Below are 19,348 nucleotides of genomic sequence, written 5' to 3' on the forward strand. Positions count from 1 at the left end.
AAAGACCTTTCAGCGGTTGTAGTTCGGCATCGGGCCACGGAGCGCGGCACCGACCTCGTCGCATGCAACGACAATGTCGTCTTCGAGCGGCCCGCGACCGAGGGCGGCGATGTTCGATTCGAGGTGCTCCACCTTGGACCCGCCCAACAGCACGGGTCCGGTTGCGGGCTTGGAGATCAACCATCGCAGGGCGAGCTCGGTCAGCGGCATCCCGGCCCCGTCGGCAACCGCACTCAACTGCGCGATCGCGTCGAATATCGCTGTATTCCAGTACCGTTCGCGATACATCGCGGCCAGACGGGAGTCACCGAATCTGCCATCCGTAGGTTCGACTCCGGCGACGTGTTTGCCGGTGAGCAGTCCACCGCCGAGTGGGTTGTAGACCATGGTCGTCAACCCGGTGGCCGCTGCGAACTCTACGTACTCCTCTTCGATTCTGCGGGCGAGCAGGTTGTAGAGCTGCTGCGCGACGACCGGCCGGGGAGCGCCGACCTCGTCTGCCACCCGGTTGACTTCCCCGATCTGCCACGCCGCGAAGTTCGACACGCCGAGTGCGCCGATCTTCCCCTCTGCCACTAGCTCGGCGACCGTCGTCAGAGTCTCGGTGAGCGACGTCGCGCGATCCGGTTGATGCAGGTAAAACAGATCGACGTGATCGGTGCCCAACCGCGACAGGCTCGCTTCGACGCTGAGGCGAAGCCCTCGTGGAGACAACGGACTGTCGTCGCCGGAGTCGGGGTTGGGCATGCCTGCCTTGGTTGCCAGGGTCACGCGATCGCGTCGGGTAGCGAGCAGAATGGCGAGGATCCGTTCGGATTCCCCGCCTGCGTAGCCGTTTGCGGTGTCGATATGTGTGACTCCCGCGTCCAACGCGGCGTCGAGCATTTTCGCGGCACCGGATTCGTCGACGGTATCGCCGAACGTCATTGTTCCCAGGACGAGGGGTGAAATGTCGAGCGAGGTCATGCGGGAACTCCTACCGAGGTTTTGGTGAGCCGCGAGACTATATGTCGCGGTTTGATTCCGGTCATTGCAACGGGATCGAGGGCAGCTGCGCGAAGCGCCCTGGTGTACGGCTGCTTGGGTCGCGCGAGCACTTCCTCGGTATCGCCGCGCTCGACGATACGGCCCTTGGACATCACCACGACCGTCTCGCTGATCTCGCGCACGACACCGAGGTTGTGTGAAATGAACACGTAGGTCAGATCGGTCTGCTGCTGAATCTCTCGAAGCAGTTCGAGCACCTGCGCCTGGACCGACACGTCGAGTGCGCTGGTCGCCTCGTCGCACACCAGAATCTCGGGACCGGACGCGAGTGCGCGGGCTATGCCGATGCGTTGACGTTGGCCGCCGGAGAATTCCACCGGGCGACGCGTCAGTGCAGTGCTGGGCAGGCCGACCCGGTCGATGAGTTCGGCGGCTTTCCTTGCCCGTTCCGCCTTGCTGCGAATACCTCTGAGCCGCAGAGGTTCCCCGACGATGTCCACGGCAGTCAGATGCGGGTCCAGTGAACCGTACGGATCCTGGAAAACCATCTGAATCCGGGATCGGAAGGGCCGCAACGTTTTCTCGGACATCTGCGCGATGTCGGTGCCGTCGACCCGGATGCGCCCGGATGTCGGGGTGAGCAGTCGAACGATGGACTTGGCGATGGTCGACTTGCCGCAACCCGATTCACCGACCACGGCAATCGTCTTGCCTCGCTCGACCGAGAAGCTCACCGAGTCGACTGCGCGGAAAACGCCGCCTGCGACGGGGTATTCGACGACGAGTTCTTCCACCGACAGCAGTGGTCCGTTCATACCGGGGCCTCGACCTTCTCTATTGCTTCGTTCCACGGCCCCAGTTGCGGAATCGCGTCCAGGAGTTTCCTGGTGTACGGGTGTCGAGGTGCGTTGACGAGCCCTTCGGCGTCACCGTCCTCGACGAATGCACCGCTCTTCATGACGTAGATGCGGTCGGACATCAGCCGAGCGACACCGAGATCGTGGGTGATGACGAGCATTCCGATTCCGGTTCGCTCCTGCAACTCCAAGAGCAGATCGAGAATGCTGGCCTGCACGGTCACGTCGAGGGCACTGGTCGGTTCGTCGGCGACGATGAGCTCCGGATCCGATGCCAGCGCGCCTGCGATCAGGACACGTTGCAACATTCCCCCGGACAGTTGGTGCGGGTACTTGCCGAGTTGGGTTGTGGGATCGGGAATTCGGACCTGTTCGAGCAGTTCGACGCATCGCTCGATCTGTTTTGCCCGGCCGGCAACTCCGCTGTGCCGCACGGCCTCGCGCAACTGGCTGCCGACGGTATGGACCGGGCTGAGGGCTGTCATCGGGTCCTGTGGGATCAGCGCGATGTGCTTGCCCCGAATGCGGCACAGTTCCTTGTGCTTTCCGAGAATTTCCGTGTCCTTGAAGGTCACGGATCCGGAGAGTACAGCGAGATCGGCGGGCAACAGACCGAGAATGCCCATGGCTGTCGTGGACTTACCCGAGCCGGATTCTCCGATGATGGTGACGGTCTCGCCTGCCTCGATACAGAAGGAGACACCGTCGACTGCCCTGATGAGGCCTTTGTCGGTCACCAGCTCGATCTGCAGCCCGTCGACCTCGAGTAGGTTTCCCATGGTCAGGCACGCCCTTTCTTGTTGGAGCGAGCGAACATTCGCAGGAGGCCCGATCCGGCGGGGCGGTCGCGCAGTCCGTCTCCGAGCAGATTGACTCCGACGACGAGGAGCACGATGACCAGGCCCGGCAAGGTCACGAGCCACCACGAGGTGGTGATGTAGTCCTGGCCGTCGGAGATGATGCGTCCCCATGTTGCGAACGGCCGTTGCGGCCCAGCACCGAGGTAGCTCAGCGCGCTTTCGAGCAGCACGGCCTGGGCGAGCAACAGCAGCACGACGAGCGAGGCGGCCTTGATGATGTTGGGCACCACGTGGCGCAGCAGAATCGCGAACTGACCCAGGCCGAGCACCCGGGCTGCGGCTATGTACGGCTTTTCACGTTCGACGAGTACGAGTGACCTTGTCAACCGCGCGATTTCGGGCCACTGCGCGATGGCGATGACAAAGGTGATGACCGGGATGGAGGGTCCGAAGAGGGCGACGACGAGAAGCAGCATCATCAGCAGCGGAAGTGAGAGCTGAGCTTCGAGCAGGCGCGAGACGACCGAGTCCACCCATCCGCCGAGGAAGCCGGCGAGCGATCCCAGGGTGAGGCCGATGAGGCCGGAGACGATGACGGCGAGGATGCCGACCGTCAGCGAGACCTGGCCGCCGTAGAGAACGCGGGCGAGGAGGTCTCGGCCCAGCTGATCGGTTCCGAAGAGATGGCCGTCGGTGAGCGGGGGGAGCCGGCGCTGCGCCAGATCGGTGGCGTCGGGTGATCCGAGCGGCAGCACCCGTGCGAAGACGACCGGCAGGATGACCGTCAGCGCGCAGATGGTGCCGATCCAGATCTTGACGCGGCTGTCGCGCCGCCTGCGGGTGGCGCCGGCCGAGGCGAAATCCTTGGCGGTGACGGCACTGGGACGGGTTGCGTCCGAGGGTTTGTCGAGGACGGTCATCAGTTGGCTGCCTTCCCGAGACGAACGCGGGGATCGAGGAGTGGATAGCACAGGTCGACGGCGAGTTGCACGAGTACCGCGAGCACCGCGGTGACCAACACGGTTGCCTGAATCAGCGGGTAGTCACGGGTTTCGAGGGCACGCACCACCAGCGATCCGACGCCGGGCCATGCGAAGACCACTTCGACCACCACGACGCCGTTGAGCATCGACGCGAACCGGGTACCGAGGGCAGTGACCACCGGGATCGACGAGTTGCGCAGGGCGTAGCGCCAGGTGATTTCGCGCTCGGAAACGCCTCTGGATCGGGCGACCGTGACGTAGGGCGAGGCGTACGCGCCGACCATCTCGCGTCGAACCATCCGCGAGATCAACGCGATCTGCAGGATGGCCACCGTGATCGCGGGCAGTATCAGCGAAGACCAGCTGGTGAACCCTGCGGCGGGGAGCACGGGAACCAGAACGGCGAAGAACGTCAACAGCATCAGGCCGGTCCAGAAGTCCGGCATCGACTGGCCTGCGATGGTCACGACGTTCGCGCCCAGTTCGCGACGGGTGTCGGCGCGACGGGCCATCCATATGCCCAGGGGGATCGACACCACGGTCGTGAGCACGATTGCCGCGAAGGCCAGGGTGATCGTGTACGGAATTCGCTGCAGCACGACGTCGAGTGCGGGTGCCTGGAACGAGTACGACGTTCCGAGGTCCAGGGTGAACAAGCCCTTCAGGTACAGCGCGTACTGGGTGAAGATCGACTGATCCAAGCCCAGGTTCGTACGAATCTGCGCCAGATCCTCGGTGCTGGCCAGCGGGCCTGCCATCGAGTACGCGGGATCACCCGGTGCCATGCGAATGAGTACGAAGACCGTGGTGAGGGTGAGGAAAATGGTGAGCAGGCTCTGGCCGAGCCGTCGTACGACATAGCGAGCCATCGGCGCGGTGAGAAACGCGGGCAGCGAGGAATTGCTGCCGGCCTTCGCCACGGACACGCTCGGAGGACTTGCGGTCAGCTGGGTCATCTCCCCACCTGCGGTTCTTGTCTTGCCTGGGTCATCGTCGACCTTTCGATAACACTGCCTCGTTGTAACTCAGCTCACAATTCCATTGCTGCGCGCTTTGCGCAAGTAGCAATATTTTTCTGCGCATTACAAGCAAGTCGTAGTACAGTTCCATTGTGTCCACGATCACTTTCACCGTCGCGCTCTCCTACGGTCCGCGTCGATATCCACATCTCGATGTGCCAGTCACGAGAGGTCAATCATGACCGAAAGCTTTGTTCACCAGCGCTTCTCACGCCGAGCTCTGTTCCGATCGAGTCTCGTACTCGGTGCAGGCCTCACACTCGGCGGCGCGATGACGGCCTGCGCGACGCCGACCGGCCGACCCGGTCCCACCACCGTCAGCCTGGCCATGAACCGGTCCATGGTGACCCTGGACAACAAACTCCTTCAGTTCGATGCGGCCTTGACCGTGCAGCGAGCCGTCCGAGAAGCGCTGACCACCATCGATACCTCGTTGAAGGTTCAGTTGGTGCTCGCCGACAGCTTCGAGCTCGTCGGCCCGACCCAGTGGCTGGTGCACCTGCGCCCCGGCATCGTCTACTCCGACGGCAGGCCCGTTCGAGTCGAGGACGTCGACGTCGCTCTGCGCATGTACAGCCAGGTCACCGGATCGTTCGTCGGAACGTTCTTCCCCGAATGGCCCACAGTCGGCAAGATCGACGACTCCACGTTCACGCTCGACACCGTACGACCGATCCCCGTGCTCGACTACCTCATGTCGAACATCCTGATCACTCCCGCCGAGGACAATGTTCCCGAGGACATTCAGGGCGGCGTCGGCACCGGCCCGTTCGTCGTGACCCAGGCCGATCGTGGCACCGGCAACTACTCCTTGGCGCGAAACGATCGCTATTGGGGCACAGCAGCATCGGCCGACTCCGTCAGTGTTCGATTCGTGCCGGACGAATCCAACCGCGTCGTCTCCCTTCGCAGCGGCGAGGTCGATGTGATCGACGCGATCACCCCGGATGCAGCCGATCAGCTCTCCGGGCTGGCCGGGGTCGCCGTCGAACGCACCGACGGTGTTCGGCTCAACCAGCTCTTCTACAACTTCCGCAAACCCGCAGGGCACCCTCTCGCAGATCCTCGCGTGCGAAAGGCATTGACCTACGCCATCAATGGAAACGCGCTCATCGATCAGGTCATGCAGGGCGCAGCGAGCCCGTCGAGAGGCGTGGTACCGGGCATTCTCGACGGTGCCATCGAGACCGGTGAGTACGTCTACGATCCCCAGCGTGCTCGGCAAGAACTCGATGCTCTCGGAGTTCGCGATCTCGAGGTCACGATCATCTGGGAGACGGGTGAATTCGCGGCCGACACCGACATCATGGAGTCGGTGGTGCAGATGCTGTCGGCGGTGGGAGTGCGGACCACGCTGCAGCAATTCGAGCCGGGCGGCGACATCGCCACGTGGCGTCAAGGCAAGGCCGGCGACTGGGACATTCTCGGCAACGGCTACCCCAGCCCGACCGGTCTGGCGGTGACGATCATGCAGGGCATGTACGCGGGCACGGCAGCGAAGGAAGAAACACGAGACACCTACCACGGCTACATTTTTCCCGAGATCGCTGCACTCATCGCGACGGCATCCGAGGACGCCGACGAGACAACGCGAAACGAGACTCTCGCGCAGGCCCAGCGTCAGATCTGGGAGACCTGTCCCTGCCTGTGGTCGTTCGTACCCAAGACGGTCATCGCGCGACGGACTCGGATCGAGGGAATCGGGTTGCGTCCCACGAACTCCTACGACATGGCTGCTGTCTCGCTCAATTCCTGAGCCACCGAGAAAGAAGAACATGAGTAACACGAGCTTCCTCACTCCGGGCGATCTTCTCGCCGACGGTGTCGTGCGCGACGCCGAACCGGGCCGGTCCGACGCATTCCTGCACGCCCCCCAGGTGCAAAATCACGCCGCCAACCTGGCGATACTGCCCGACGGCGCGGTGGCGTGCGTCTGGTTCGCCGGAACGCAGGAGGGTGTGCCCGACATCAGTGTCTGGTTCTCGCGCCTGCTGGCCGGGAGCCGGCAGTGGAGCCGACCTGTCCAACTGTCCGATGATCCGACCCGCTCGGAGCAGAATCCTGTTCTCTTCGTTCGTGATTCGGGCGAGGTGTGGCTGCTGTGGACCTCACAGCATGCGGGTAACCAGGACACAGCGCGAGTACTGCGCCGCATCTCTCCCGACGGGGGCGCCACCTGGGGAGAGTCGCACGTGTTGATTCCCGAGACCGAGGCAGGCGGGGTGTTCGTGCGTCAGCCCGTCACTGCGCTCCGGTCCGGACGCCTACTGTTGCCGGTGTTCCACTGCGTCAAGATCGAGGGCCGCAAGTGGGTCGGCGACCGCGACTACAGCGGGGTCATGATCTCGGACGACGACGGCGGCACGTGGCGTGAGGTGGTCGTTCCGAACAGCATCGGGTGCGTTCACATGAATATCGTTGCTCAGCAAAACGGTTCGTTGGTAGCGCTCTTTCGGAGCAGGTGGGCCGACTTCGTGTACCGGACCGTCTCGACCGACGACGGCGAGACCTGGACCGCGCCTACACCCACAGAACTGCCGAACAACAACTCGTCCATCCAGGTGATCGGACGCGCAGACGGCACACTGGCGCTGGTCTACAACGACGCGTCCGCGCTCGACGCGACCGCTCGTCGAGTGTCCCTGTACGACGAGATCGACGACGACGGTCTTGCCGACGGCACCGAGGGCTCGGCAGAAGCTCCCTTGGACGACGGTGATGCGCGGGCTGCGTTCTGGGGAGCGCCGCGAGCGCCGATGACGCTGGCCATCTCGTCCGACGGTGGATCTACATGGCCGGTGAAACGAGATCTCGACGTGGGCGACGGGTATTGCTTGACCAACAACTCCCGCGACGGTTCCAATCGCGAATTCTCGTACCCGTCGATCATCGAGGATGCGCAGGGTCGAATCCACATCGCGTACACGTATTTTCGTCAGGCGATCAAGTACGTCGAGCTCGTTCCGGCGTGGGTGAACGAAGCATGAGTCCCCCTCGGCATGCCGTCGTGACCGGGGTGAGCAGCGGCATCGGCGCGTCGATCGCGCGGCTGTTGTCAGGCCGCGGCTGGCAGGTGACGGGTCTGAGCCGGACCCGTCCGACGCACGGTTTCGACGACGGGCCACATCGCTGGATCGGCGTGGACCTGGCCGACACCCGTGCGGTGGCCGATCTGGTCGGTGAGCTACCCGATCCGCATTCGATCGTGCATGCCGCAGGAGTGCAGCGGTCGGGCCGGCTCGGGACCCTGGACCCCGCACACAGCGAGCAGATGTGGCGAGTGCACGTCGCTGCTGCCGAGGTGTTGGTCGACGGGTTGGCACCGCGAATGAACGACGGTGGTCGAGTGGTGTTGATTGGGAGTAGGACGATGACAGGGGTTGCGGGCAAGAGTCAGTATGTCGCCACCAAGTCCGCGCTGGTGGGTATGGCCAGATCGTGGGCGATGGAACTGGTGCGCCGCGGAATCACTGTCAACGTCGTTGCACCCGGCCCCACCGACACTCCGATGCTCAGCGACCCCGGCCGCGCGGCCACTCCACCGATCGCCCCTCCGCTCGGGCACCTCATCGATCCGAACGAGATTGCCGAGACGGTGGCTTTCCTGTTGTCACCGCACGGACGCAGTATCACCGGCCAGACCATTGTCCAATGCGGCGGAACATCCCTGTGAAAATACTGCGCACAACACGCACTAATGCTACATTTAATGCGCGCATAGCGCATCCACGGAAGGGGTGATCGAAGCATGACCGTCGAGCAACGCCCCCACATCGTGATTCTCGCCGATGATCTGTCGGGTGCGGCCGAGTCTGCTGCCCTGTTCCTCGATCGTGACGTCTCCCTCGGTATCGACATCGGTGTTCTGCAGTCCGACAGCGATGTTCGAGTCCTCGATCTCGGCACCCGCGTCCTGTCCGGTGCCGACGCCGCCGCCCGGGTGCAGCAGACCGTGCGCGATCTCCCATCGCACATCAGGGTGGTCAAGAAAGTCGATTCGATGTTACGGGGCAACGTTGCCGCCGAGGTCGAGACTCTGCTCGAAGGGGGGCCCGTCGTCTTCGCGGCCGGGTTGCCCGCCCTCGGACGAACCGTCGAGAACGGCGTCCCGCACATCGGTGGCCTTCCCCTGCATCTCAGCGGCCGTTGGGCGCTCGAGAAGTCGCAGCCACCGACATCCATCGCCGATCTGTTCGGCCACATCCCCACGGTTGCCGTCGGCCTAGAGGCCGACACCCGTGAGCTCACAGCGGCGATGAACACCGGCGCGGTCGCCGTGTTCGACGTGCGATCGGACGCCGATCTCGATGCCATCGTGGCGATGTCGGCACCCATCCCCGGCGTTCGACTCGTCGGCACCTCGGCACTGGCCGCCGCGCTCGCCCGGACGCTGCAGCCGCGGACCGTCAGCGCAGTTGCGGTCGAGCCTGCACCCACACTGATCGTCGTCGGTACTGCCGAACCTGTTGCAGCACAGCAGGTCCTGGAGTTGGAGCGCTACGGCGCGACGCATGTGAGGATCCACATCGACGATCTGCTGGCGACCGAGGCCGACCCCGCCGCGGTGCGCACCGCAGTGGACACCGGAGCTGCGATTCTGACAGTGACCGGGCCGGTGGATCCCGATCGGTCGAGCGCGATCTCGGGCGCGCTCGCCGACCTGGTCGCCGAGGCCGTCGAGGGTCGAACCGTCGGCCTCGTCCTGACGGGCGGCGAAACCGCACGCAGAGTGCTCGACGCCCTGAGCGTGACCACGCTGCATCCGATAGCGGAAGTTCATCACGGGGCCGTCGTCTCACGCACGGCCGCAGGGGCATACGTCGCCACTCGACCGGGCAGTTTCGGTGGACCGGACAGTCTCGTCGCGATGACCGCGTACCTGCGCGGTCTCGACAACACACAATCTCTTTCTCACAGTGAGGCTTTGGCATGACCACAACAACACTTCGGCCCTACATCGCGGTGACCATGGGCGACGGCGCCGGTATCGGTCCCGAGGTGATCGTGCCCGCCATGATCGACCCGGCGACGCTGGAGCGGTGCAGGCCGGTCGTGATCGGCGATGCATCCAGGCTGCGTCTTGCCGCTCAGGTGCTCGGAACCGACGTCGAGATCGTCGCGATCGAGAGCGTCGACTCGGCAGAGTTCACTCCGGGGCGGATCAATGTGATCGATCTCGGTCTCCTGCCCTCGGATCTGGCGTGGGGCGAGTTGTCCGCTGACGCGGGTGACGCAGCGTTCCACTACATACGCGTGGCGAGCGAACTGGCTGTGCGAGGCGAAGTCCAGGCGATCTGCACAGCACCGCTGAACAAGGAGGCACTCCACGCCGCTGGGCACATCTTCCCTGGCCACACCGAATTGCTGGCGCACCTCACCGGCACCGAGGAGGTGTCGATGATGCTCTCGACCCCCAAGCTCAAGGTCATTCACGTCACCACCCACATCGGATTGCTGGACGCCGTGGCAAAGATCGAGCCCGGTCTGGTCGAGCGCACCATTCGACGCGGGCACGACGCATTGGTCCGGTCCGGCAATCCCAATCCGAAGATCGGTGTGTGCGGGATCAATCCGCATGCCGGCGAGAACGGCTTGTTCGGCTACGGCGAGGAAGATCTCAAGATTGTTCCCGCAGTCGAGAAGCTGAAGGCCGACGGCATCGATGCGGTCGGCCCGTTGCCTGCCGACACCGCTTTCTTCCTGGCCGGACGGGGAGACTACGACCTGATCGTGGCCATGTACCACGATCAGGGACACGGACCGGTGAAGGTTCTCGGGATCGAGGCGGGAGTGAACATCACTGTTGGCTTGCCGGTGATTCGCACGTCCGTCGATCACGGCACGGCTTTCGATATTGCAGGTAAGGGCATCGCCGAGGCCGGTAGCATGATCGAAGCTCTGCGTCAGGCTGCCGAATTGGCAACCAGCCCAGCGCTACTGAGCTGACGGAGGTCTATGGTGCGGGTATCGGAAGCCAGGCGCGGTGAGATAGTGCGGCTGGCCAAGTCCGGCGGCCTCACCAGCGTCGAGGAACTGTCGGCATTGTTCAAGGTGACGGCCTCGACCATTCGACGCGATCTCGACCACCTGACCAAGCAGGGTTTGTTGGCTCGCACCTACGGCGGTGCCATTGCCATCGGCGGTCGCCACGAGGCATCGGTGAAGCAACGGTCCCTCGAGGGGTACGACGCCAAGCGACTCATCGCAGCCAAAGCGGCCGAGTACATCTGCCCCGGGGAGACTGTCCTGCTCGATGCGGGAACCACCGTGGGTGCGATGGCGGAGTTTCTGCGCGATGCCGTGGATCTCACGGTCATCGCCGCCGGTCTGACCGCGCTGGAGGCACTGGTCGACGCCGACGAGGTGCACGTCGAGTGCATCGGCGGCACCTTGCGTCACCTGAGTCAAGGATTCGTCGGACCTCTCGCCGAGGCGTCCCTTCGGCGAGTCTCGTTCGACCGGGCTTTTCTCGGCGCAGATGCTGTCACTGCCGACTTCGGAATCAACGAAGCGGGCTACGAGCAGACACAGCTGAAGGAACTGATGATGGAGCGCGCAACCAAGACCTATATCTTGGCCCACTCGGCGAAGCTCGGTCAGAAGCCTTTTCATGCCTGGGCTCCCATTCCGACGGGCACCACGTTGATCACCGATTCGGACGCTGCCCAGGGGCAGATCGATGCGTTCGAGAGCAGAGGCGTCGAGGTCGTCATCGCGTAGTCGGTCGGCCTACGACTACGCGATCTAGACTCCCTCTCGTGGATCCAGACGGCGAATCTCCCGGCGGCACGATTGCCCAAACCTTGCGCGACGAGATTCTATCCGGCCGTCGCGTCGGCGGTGAGCGGCTGGTCGAGGAGTCGATTGCCAAGGCCTTCGGCGTTTCTCGGGTCCCGGTCCGTGAAGCACTCGCTCAGCTCCAGGCCGAAGGTTTCGTTACCATCGTTCGCTATCGAGGCGCGACGGTTTCGTCCACGCTGCACAAGGAGAACAAAGAGCTCCTCGAAGTTCGTCATGGGCTCGAAGTGATGGCCGCTCAGCTTGCCGCCAAGAACAGGGGCGGTTCGGTGGCGGACGAGCTCGCTGCAGTGGTCGAGAGGGCCAAGACACAGGCTCCCACCCCGGATGCAACCCGGCCGTTTCACGACCTGGTCGCGATCGCGGCAGGCAACGATCAACTGAGGGAGATGCTGGCCGGGGTCAATCGTCGGGTGGCCTGGGGGCTCGGTCACGATCCGGGTGCGTCCGTCCACGATCACGCGGCCTTGGCGGCGGCAATCCTCAACGGTTCCCCGGTGCAGGCCGGTTTCCTGATGGACGAGCACCTCAAGCGCGACGAAGCTGATACCCACGGCCAGGCCTGAGTGTCGTTTCGTATACGATCTAAGAGATATATCGGGGCTTTAACACGTTCGTAGCGAGGGATAACCGGAATGACACACATTTTGTATACAAATTAGGCAGTCGTTTCGGAGAGTTACGAGAGGCGACTCACCGGAAAACATCCGTTGCCGGTGCCTGCCAGCCCGCTGGAGCACACCATGTCTGCCTCTACCTCGGAATCCGTTCCACCTACTCCCACCCCGCCTGCCCTCACAACGGGATTGACCAATGCCCTCGATCGCATCGGTTTCACCCGTGTCCAAGGTGCCGTGGTCTTCCTGCTGATGGCCGGGCTGTTCTTCGACAGCCTGGAGCAGAACTCGACCGGTGCCATGGGACCACTCATCAAAGAATCACTCGGAATCGGCAATGCTCAATTGACACTCATCAACACCGCCACCGTGATCGGCGGCCTCGTCGGACGCCTGATCGGCGGCTATATCGCCGACCGCTGGGGGCGTCGAACTGCGTTGAGTCTCAACCTGCTCGTCTACACTCTCGGCGGCCTGATCAGCGCCGCAGCGGTGAGCTACGAGATGTTGCTCGCCAGCCGATTCATCGTCGGCATCGGCCTCGGCGGCGAATTCACGGTCGGCTTGGCTATTCTCGCCGAACTCGTTGCAACTCGGCATCGCGGATCACTGCTGGCGACGCTCAATATCTCGTCGGGTGGCATCGGCAACATCGCCTCGTTCGGCTTCTTCATGCTGGTACTCGGCCCGCTCGGTGGGGTGCTGGGCGGCGACGATACCTCCTGGCGCTGGACCTACGTCATCCTCGCGGTGCCGGCCGTACTGGTGGTCTTCTTCCGCCGGTATCTGCCCGAGTCCCCAAGATTCCTGATGTCCAAGGGCAGGATCGACGACGCCAACCGGAGCCTCACCAGGCTGGCCAGCGGATCCATCTCCGGACTCCGAAACCCCGGTCCCACAAAGCAGTTCGTCACCGCGGCCGATGTGTTGCCCTCCACGGAGAAGACGTCCTACGCCGAGGTGTTCAAGGGCCAGAATCTGCGCCGCACGGCTGCGGTGGGAGCCGCATCATGGATGTCTTTCGGCGCTCAGGTCACGCTGTTGTTCCTGATGCCCATTCTGCTGGTATCACGCGGCTACTCGCTCACCGATTCATTGCTGTTCACGATGATCATGAACATCGGCAGCCTGTTCGGAGCCTGCGCCGCATGCTATTTGGCCGGACGCGCCCGCCGCCGTCCGACAGTCATGACCGCTGCGATTCTCGGTTGCATCTCCGCCGTCGCATTCGCAACCCTGGCGAACAGCGTCGCCTCCATCCTCATCCTCGGTGCTATCTTCCAGTTCTTCACGATGATGCTCAACACGATGCTCTCGGTATGGACTCCGGAGCTGTTCCCGACGTCCATCCGAGGCATGGGCACCTCGGTGGTCAACGGAATCGGCAATGTCGCCGGAGCTGTCATGCCGTTCGCCGCATTGTTCTTCTTCGACATCGCCGGTGTGGCCGGGGTGTTCCTCATGATCGCCGGTATGTACGTCCTACTCGTCGTAGCTGCGAAGTTCGGCCCGGAGACCTTCGGCCGATCGTTGGAGGCGGTGAACGAAAAGGAACTCGTCGCAGCGTAATTCGACTCCCCAACACACCGAAGAAAGTAGAGAACCCCATGACCGACTCCTTGTCCATCTCCGCTACCGCACACGGATTGAACTACCTTCCCGAGTACTACGCAGATCACGCCGGACTCTTCGCGGACAACGGACTGTCCGTTCACGCGAAGGCCTGCGATCCGTGGACCGGCGTGCTCGACGACCTCGCCAGCGGCGCAGCCGATATCGCACTCGGTGGTCTGTGGGTCCCCGGAATGTACTGGGGCACATCTCGACAACTCACCGTTTTCGCTCAGTTGAACCACCAATTCCCCAAGGCCCTCGTCATGCGGGAACCGACGTCGCATGGATTCGATTGGTCGATGCTGATCGGGAAGACAGTGCTGGCTCCGGGCATCGGAGGTAGTGCACCGTACGCGATCACGGCAGGAATGATGCGCGAGAGTGGAGTCGAGTCGTCCCGCACCACATTCTTGCGCGATCTGTCGACACCGATGTTCGTCGAGCTGTTCGAAGACGGTCTGGGCGATGCGATCATTCTCGACATCACCACAGCCCAGATCATGTCCGATCGCGGTACCGGTCACATCGTCGTCGAGTACGCCGAGGTCGGTGGACTCGGACCGAACAGCGTGTACTACTGCCGCACAGATCGTTTCGACGAGCTCGAAGAGCGCCTCGTGAAGTTCGCGACGGGTCTCGACGCCGCGATGGCGACGGTCAAGGCCACCCCGGTGAGCGAATTGCAACCGCTGCTGGCCGAGCACTGGCCAACCATTGCGATGCCGACGCTCTCTGCTGCATGCAGCAGAATCCAGCAGTCGCAGACCTGGGACACCGTTCGTATCGACGGTGATGCCAGCGACCGCTGGATGCGAATCCTGCAGGAGGAAGGCATGGTCCGCTCTGCGCCCGCGTTCGCGGACCTGGTCACCTCTCGCGTCGTCGACGCAGCCGAGCTGGCGACGGTCGGCTGAACATGACACTGGTACTGCGTCACTCGGAGATCTCGTCGCTACTCGACCGCAGGGCAGTATTCGGTGCGGTCGAGCGCGCCCTGAGCGACCTGTCCACGGGCACCGCTCAGAATCCGGCTCCGCCGTCGATGGACGGCACCGAAGACGGTCGAATCATCCCGATGGTGGCACAGTCCGGTACCGCCGAGCTCGCAGTAGTGAAGGTGTTGTCGGACCTGCCGGGGAACCGCGGACGCGGACTTCCCCGGCAGCGCTCGACCATGTTGGTGACGTCGACTCGCACCGGCGAGTGCGTCGCGGTACTCGACGGCCGGGCGATCACGGCGATTCGCACGGCCGCCGCCAGTGCCGTGGCCACTGCGCACCTCGCACGTGCAGACAGCTCCGTCGTGGGCGTGATCGGAGCAGGTAACTTAGCCGTCGAACACGTCCGTGCGCTGCACAGCATCCGCGAGCTCGAGAGCGTCGTCGTCTGGTCGCGATCGGGGGACACGGTGGAGCGGTTTCGCGACAGCGTTGCGGACTTGGACCTGAAGATCGAACACGCCGTATGGGTCGAAGACGTTGTGCGACAGTCCGACATCGTCTGCACGCTCACTCCCTCCGTCGAACCGATTCTGTTCGGGCAGTGGTTGAACGCTGGAACCCATCTCAATGTCGTCGGAGCCGCGCCGCGCCCGGGCGAACGCGAGGTCGACGGTGTTGCCATGGCGCGGTCGAGGGTGGTGGTCGACAGCACCGCGACAGCTCTGTCGAAGTCGGGCGACGCACTGCTGGCGATCGCCGAGGGTGCCGTCGACAAGAGTCACTTCGATACCGAACTCGGCGACGTCATCACCGGCCGGAAGACCGGAAGATCGACCGATGCGGAGATCACGCTCTTCGACTCCACCGGCATCGGACTCGAGGATCTCGCTGTTGCCGAGTTGGTCGTCCAGCTCGCCCGTGCCGCCGGAGTGGGGACCGAGATCGATCTGACGTCGTGACCACGTCCGAAACGCGCGCGCGTTTGCTGAACGCGCGCAAGATCGCGTCCGATTCGGGGAGAATCCCCTCGCGTCTGACAAGTGCGCACGCGTTTGCGAGAAAACCGACCCCACCCCGCCAACACCGCACCCCGCCTGCCCCAAACCCGGCCCCGCCAGTGAATGAATGCGACTTTGTTGCACTCTGACCGACTGAAACCCACATTGATCCGGATCTCAGGCGCGCTTGGACGAATACATTCGCTCGTCTGCGATATGTAGCAGCTGGTCCGGGTCGGTGGTCGGCTCCCAACTCCATCCGACGCTCACCGATACCGGGATGTGGGTGCCGTCGATGTCGTAGGGGCCGGCCAGGAGGCTGCGAACTCGGTCGGCGAGGCGTTCGACTCCTTCGGCCGATCGGGCACTGTGCAGCAGGGCGACGAATTCGTCTCCGCCGATTCGGCAGGCGGTGTCCTCGGCTCGAGTGTTCGCGAGGACGCGGCGTCCGATGGCGGCGAGTACACGATCGCCCACTGCATGCCCGAACCGATCGTTGATCGATTTGAAGGCGTCGATGTCCACGAAGAGCATTCCGACAGGGCGGTCGTCGGCCGATTCCTTCAGCGCATCCAACTCGGCCATCAATCGTCGTCGATTACCCAGTGCCGTCAGGTCGTCGACCAGCACTTGGCGTTCGAGCGCTGCTTCGACGTTCTTGCGTGCGGTGATGTCCTGGATCTGGGCGATGATCACGTCGCCGGTTTCGGAGTCGCGTACCAATATTGCGTTGCGTTGCACCCAGATCGTAGCGCCGTCCTTGCGGATGTAGCGCTTCTCGCACGCGACGTTGGTGAGCGACCCGTCTACCAATCCCTCGAAATGCGCCACCGCCTCGGCCATGTCGTCGGGGTGGTTGAGATCGCGAAAGCTTTTCTGCTGCAACTCTTCCGCGGTGTATCCCAGCAAATCGCACAGCGCCTTGTTCACCTGTATCCAGCGGCCGTCCACCGTGAGGATGGCCTTGCCGATCGGGGCGTTCTCCATCGCGACCTGAAAGAGCCGGATCGCTCTATCACGCTGCCGCTCGGCTTCGGCGCGGGCGCTGACGTCGACGACCATTGCCGTGAATCCGACGACGGTGCCGTCGACGGTGTCGGGCACATAGGTGGCCTGGGTGACGCGCACGACGCCGTTCATGTCGATGAGCGTGCGCTCGAACTGCTGGCCGTCTCCGGCGAGAGCGCCGGAGATGTAGGGCAGATTCAGCTCGTACAGCGCCTCACCGAGTAGCTCGCGGATGTGAATCCCGACCATTCGGGCGGGTTCTATTCCGAAGTAGTCGGCATAGACCCTGTTGGCGAAGACATTTCGAAGCGAGCTGTCCCAGTAGCCGATCATCGACGGCAGCTGATCGATGGCGCGAGCGATGCGCCCCGAGGAGGGACTGAACGAATCGGCCATGAATCACCCCCGAGATCATCGACGTGAACGTCAAGCTCAACGTTACCCAAGGTGGCGGGTATGCGTGTAGTTCATCGCACGATCGGACCTGCCGCGGCGAACCCAAAGAAGCCCGTTGAGTGCGCACTTGCGCACATATGTGTACGTTGAAGCCATGCTTCGCGCAAACATCGCTTTTCGACGCCTCTTCACCGCGCAGGTCGTCGCGTTGCTGGGCACCGGACTGTTGACGGTGGCGCTGGGGCTGCTCGCCTACGACATCGCAGGCAGTGCCGCCGGCGCTGTGCTCGGCACCGCTCTCGCGATCAAGATGATCGCGTATGTCTTTGTCGCTCCTGTTGTTTCGTCACTGACCAGCATGCTCCCCCACAGGCTCGTACTCGTCGCCGCCGACGTCGTCAGGGCGCTCACCGCGCTGGCATTGCCCTTCGTCGATCAGGTGTGGCAGGTCTACGTGCTGATCTTCGTTCTTCAGGCGGCGTCGGCCACCTTCACTCCCACCTTCCAGGCCGTCATTCCGTCCGTGGTGCCCGACGCGCAGCAGTACACCCGCGCGTTGACGCTCTCGCGACTCGCCTACGACCTCGAGTCACTGGTCAGCCCACTGATCGCCGCAGCCCTGTTGACGCTCATCGGCTTCCACACGCTGTTCGTCGGGACAGCTCTGGGGTTCGTCGTCTCCGCAGTGATGGTGCTCAACACCGCATTACCGAGACACGTCGCAACCAAGATCCAAAAACCGACAACAGGCATCGCGACGTTCGTCAGAAATCCCGAACTACAGGGACTGCTCGCGTTGAACACGGTGGTCGCTGCAGCGACGGCTCTCGTGGTGGTCAACTCCGTGGTCTACGTCCGCGATCTGTTCGGAGGATCGAGCAGCCAGCTGGCCATCGCTCTCGGCGTCTACGGTGCCGGTTCGATGGTGGCAGCACTGTTCATCCCGCGAGCGCTCAGATCCATCAGCGATCACACCCTCATGCTCACCGGGGCCGCAGTAGCCGTAACGGGAACTGCCGCAGCAACACTGGTGGCAACCCTGCACGGAGGGTCGGCCGCCTGGGTTGCGCTGGCCACGACATGGGTGCTGCTGGGCGTCGGGACGTCGATGATCAATACGCCGTCGGCGAGGATTCTGCGTCGTGAATCCGACGAAAGCACCCGAACGTCCATCTTCACGGCGCAGTTCTCGCTGTCGCACGCCGCGTTTCTGCTGACCTATCCGATTGCTGGATGGGTCGGGGCCCAGTTCGGACTGTTCGCCGCGGCGATGGTACTCACGGGCTTGGCTACACTTGCGGCACTGTCCGCAGCACGCCTGTGGAGTCGCTCCCGAATGTCGGTGCTCGCCTCCGCGTAGGGAGACGACGTTCGATGCCACCGAAGAAGCAACCGCGCATCAGTCTCGACCATGCCGTCGAACCGGACTCCGCACGCCTGGCCACGGCCAGCGACACCTTTCGGATGCTCTCCGACCCCACCCGACTGCACATCCTCTGGCTACTCGACCGAGGCCCAGCCGACGTCAGCGCATTGACCACGGCCACCGGAACCTCCCGCACCGCCGTCAGCCAGCATCTGGCCAAACTCCGATTCACCGGACTCGTCGAGACCCGACGCGACGGCCGCAACGTCATCTACCGCCTGGCCGACGGTCACCTCGCCCGTCTCGTGCGTGAGGGCCTCAACTTCGCCGACCACAAGGTCACCGGCGAGCCCCCGCACGAATAACCCTGCACCACAACAAGAAAGCACCCGATGAAACGCCTGGCCGTGATCGCAGCCGCCATACTCACCGCGACGGCACTGTCGATCGCCCCGGCAGCTGCGCATGCGTCTCTGCAGTCCAGCAACCCTGCCGAGAACTCCGTGCTCGACGCCGCGCCGGACGAGGTGACCCTGACGTTCAATCAGTCCGTGCAGTCGAACTTCGCCACCGTCACCGTCGTCGGATCCGATGGAACCCAATGGGCGGCATCGGATCCCGTCGTCGACGGCAGCACGGTGACCGTAGATCTGGACGGGCTCGGTGCAGCGGGTGAGTACAACATCGGCTACCGAGTGGTCTCCGCCGACGGGCATCCGATCACCGGCAGCATTCCGTTCCAACTCACCCAAGCGTCCCCGGCTGCGGCTACACCTCCGGCCACGAACCTGGACTTCACCAACAGAGCAGAACCGCAGGCCAGCCAGGACACCGAGGACACCGGCGGCTTCCCGATCTGGATCATTGCGGTGGTCGTCGTCGCGGTCGGTGCGTCGGGTGTCCTGTTCGCGCTGCGTAAACGCACCCACTGACAGCCTCGACCAGTGCGGACGTGAGATCATGC

Annotated in this window: 19 protein-coding genes; 13 read left to right on the plus strand and 6 right to left on the minus strand. The window is 63.5% G+C overall.

Features of this window, described 5'->3' with window-relative positions; genetic code table 11:
• Positions 1 to 9: 9 nt before the first annotated feature.
• Genes R4P57_RS17875 through R4P57_RS17895 form a run of 5 tightly spaced genes read right to left on the minus strand, consistent with a single transcriptional unit; the run spans position 10 to position 4,496 of the window.
• Complete coding sequence (locus R4P57_RS17875; protein ID WP_317804145.1) at positions 10 to 966, minus strand: aldo/keto reductase; 957 nt, start codon at positions 964 to 966, stop codon at positions 10 to 12.
• Positions 963 to 1,802 carry an ATP-binding cassette domain-containing protein gene (locus R4P57_RS17880; RefSeq protein ID WP_317804146.1) on the minus strand — a complete coding sequence of 280 codons (840 nt, stop codon included), beginning with the start codon at positions 1,800 to 1,802 and terminating at the stop codon, positions 963 to 965. The genes R4P57_RS17875 and R4P57_RS17880 overlap by 4 nt, the downstream gene beginning before the upstream one ends.
• Positions 1,799 to 2,623 carry an ABC transporter ATP-binding protein gene (locus tag R4P57_RS17885; protein ID WP_317804147.1) on the minus strand — a complete coding sequence of 275 codons (825 nt, stop codon included), beginning with the start codon at positions 2,621 to 2,623 and terminating at the stop codon, positions 1,799 to 1,801. Before R4P57_RS17885 ends, R4P57_RS17880 begins: the two co-directional genes overlap by 4 nt.
• Positions 2,624 to 2,625: 2 nt before the next feature.
• On the minus strand, positions 2,626 to 3,564 hold the full coding sequence (locus R4P57_RS17890) for an ABC transporter permease (protein ID WP_317804148.1): 939 nt from the start codon (positions 3,562 to 3,564) through the stop codon (positions 2,626 to 2,628).
• Positions 3,564 to 4,496, minus strand: a complete 933-nt coding sequence (locus tag R4P57_RS17895; RefSeq protein WP_317804247.1) for an ABC transporter permease — start codon at positions 4,494 to 4,496, stop codon at positions 3,564 to 3,566. The genes R4P57_RS17890 and R4P57_RS17895 overlap by 1 nt, the downstream gene beginning before the upstream one ends.
• A 328-nt stretch (positions 4,497 to 4,824) precedes the next feature.
• On the opposite strand from R4P57_RS17895, the gene R4P57_RS17900 reads away from it, so the two are divergent.
• From R4P57_RS17900 to R4P57_RS17945, 10 genes are all read left to right on the plus strand, one after another.
• Positions 4,825 to 6,402: an ABC transporter substrate-binding protein gene (locus R4P57_RS17900; RefSeq protein WP_317804149.1), complete on the plus strand. Its 1,578-nt coding sequence runs from the start codon at positions 4,825 to 4,827 to the stop codon at positions 6,400 to 6,402.
• 19 nt (positions 6,403 to 6,421) lie between these two features.
• The gene (locus R4P57_RS17905; protein WP_317804150.1) at positions 6,422 to 7,633 is read left to right on the plus strand and encodes a sialidase family protein; all 1,212 of its coding nucleotides are present in this window, start codon (positions 6,422 to 6,424) and stop codon (positions 7,631 to 7,633) included.
• On the plus strand, positions 7,630 to 8,319 hold the full coding sequence (locus tag R4P57_RS17910; protein ID WP_317804151.1) for an SDR family oxidoreductase: 690 nt from the start codon (positions 7,630 to 7,632) through the stop codon (positions 8,317 to 8,319). Before R4P57_RS17905 ends, R4P57_RS17910 begins: the two co-directional genes overlap by 4 nt.
• Before the next feature lie 75 nt (positions 8,320 to 8,394).
• Positions 8,395 to 9,579: a four-carbon acid sugar kinase family protein gene (locus tag R4P57_RS17915; protein ID WP_317804152.1), complete on the plus strand. Its 1,185-nt coding sequence runs from the start codon at positions 8,395 to 8,397 to the stop codon at positions 9,577 to 9,579.
• Complete coding sequence (gene pdxA, locus R4P57_RS17920) at positions 9,576 to 10,592, plus strand: 4-hydroxythreonine-4-phosphate dehydrogenase PdxA (RefSeq protein ID WP_317804153.1); 1,017 nt, start codon at positions 9,576 to 9,578, stop codon at positions 10,590 to 10,592. Before R4P57_RS17915 ends, pdxA begins: the two co-directional genes overlap by 4 nt.
• A 9-nt stretch (positions 10,593 to 10,601) precedes the next feature.
• Positions 10,602 to 11,366, plus strand: a complete 765-nt coding sequence (locus R4P57_RS17925; RefSeq protein ID WP_317804154.1) for a DeoR/GlpR family DNA-binding transcription regulator — start codon at positions 10,602 to 10,604, stop codon at positions 11,364 to 11,366.
• A gap of 38 nt (positions 11,367 to 11,404) precedes the next feature.
• Complete coding sequence (locus R4P57_RS17930) at positions 11,405 to 12,010, plus strand: GntR family transcriptional regulator (RefSeq protein ID WP_317804155.1); 606 nt, start codon at positions 11,405 to 11,407, stop codon at positions 12,008 to 12,010.
• A gap of 177 nt (positions 12,011 to 12,187) precedes the next feature.
• Positions 12,188 to 13,630 carry an MFS transporter gene (locus R4P57_RS17935; protein ID WP_317804156.1) on the plus strand — a complete coding sequence of 481 codons (1,443 nt, stop codon included), beginning with the start codon at positions 12,188 to 12,190 and terminating at the stop codon, positions 13,628 to 13,630.
• Between the two features lie 38 nt (positions 13,631 to 13,668).
• Positions 13,669 to 14,589 (plus strand): ABC transporter substrate-binding protein, encoded by a 921-nt coding sequence (locus R4P57_RS17940; protein WP_317804157.1) that lies wholly within the window; start codon positions 13,669 to 13,671, stop codon positions 14,587 to 14,589.
• Positions 14,590 to 14,591: 2 nt separating this feature from the next.
• Complete coding sequence (locus R4P57_RS17945; protein WP_317804158.1) at positions 14,592 to 15,575, plus strand: ornithine cyclodeaminase family protein; 984 nt, start codon at positions 14,592 to 14,594, stop codon at positions 15,573 to 15,575.
• Between the two features lie 216 nt (positions 15,576 to 15,791).
• Here R4P57_RS17945 and R4P57_RS17950 read toward each other — a convergent pair whose 3' ends face one another.
• Positions 15,792 to 17,018 carry a diguanylate cyclase domain-containing protein gene (locus R4P57_RS17950; protein WP_317804159.1) on the minus strand — a complete coding sequence of 409 codons (1,227 nt, stop codon included), beginning with the start codon at positions 17,016 to 17,018 and terminating at the stop codon, positions 15,792 to 15,794.
• 154 nt (positions 17,019 to 17,172) lie between these two features.
• On the opposite strand from R4P57_RS17950, the gene R4P57_RS17955 reads away from it, so the two are divergent.
• From R4P57_RS17955 to R4P57_RS17965, 3 genes are read left to right on the plus strand one after another with little or no spacing between them, the layout of a single operon-like run.
• Entirely contained in the window at positions 17,173 to 18,378 is a 1,206-nt protein-coding gene (locus tag R4P57_RS17955; RefSeq protein WP_317804160.1) for an MFS transporter, read from the plus strand.
• Between the two features lie 14 nt (positions 18,379 to 18,392).
• Positions 18,393 to 18,749: a metalloregulator ArsR/SmtB family transcription factor gene (locus R4P57_RS17960; RefSeq protein ID WP_317804161.1), complete on the plus strand. Its 357-nt coding sequence runs from the start codon at positions 18,393 to 18,395 to the stop codon at positions 18,747 to 18,749.
• Positions 18,750 to 18,776: 27 nt separating this feature from the next.
• The gene (locus R4P57_RS17965; RefSeq protein WP_317804162.1) at positions 18,777 to 19,316 is read left to right on the plus strand and encodes a copper resistance protein CopC; all 540 of its coding nucleotides are present in this window, start codon (positions 18,777 to 18,779) and stop codon (positions 19,314 to 19,316) included.
• Positions 19,317 to 19,348: the final 32 nt, after the last annotated feature.

It is taken from the genome of Rhodococcus sp. IEGM 1330, from assembly GCF_033142445.1.
Classification (GTDB): domain Bacteria; phylum Actinomycetota; class Actinomycetes; order Mycobacteriales; family Mycobacteriaceae; genus Rhodococcoides.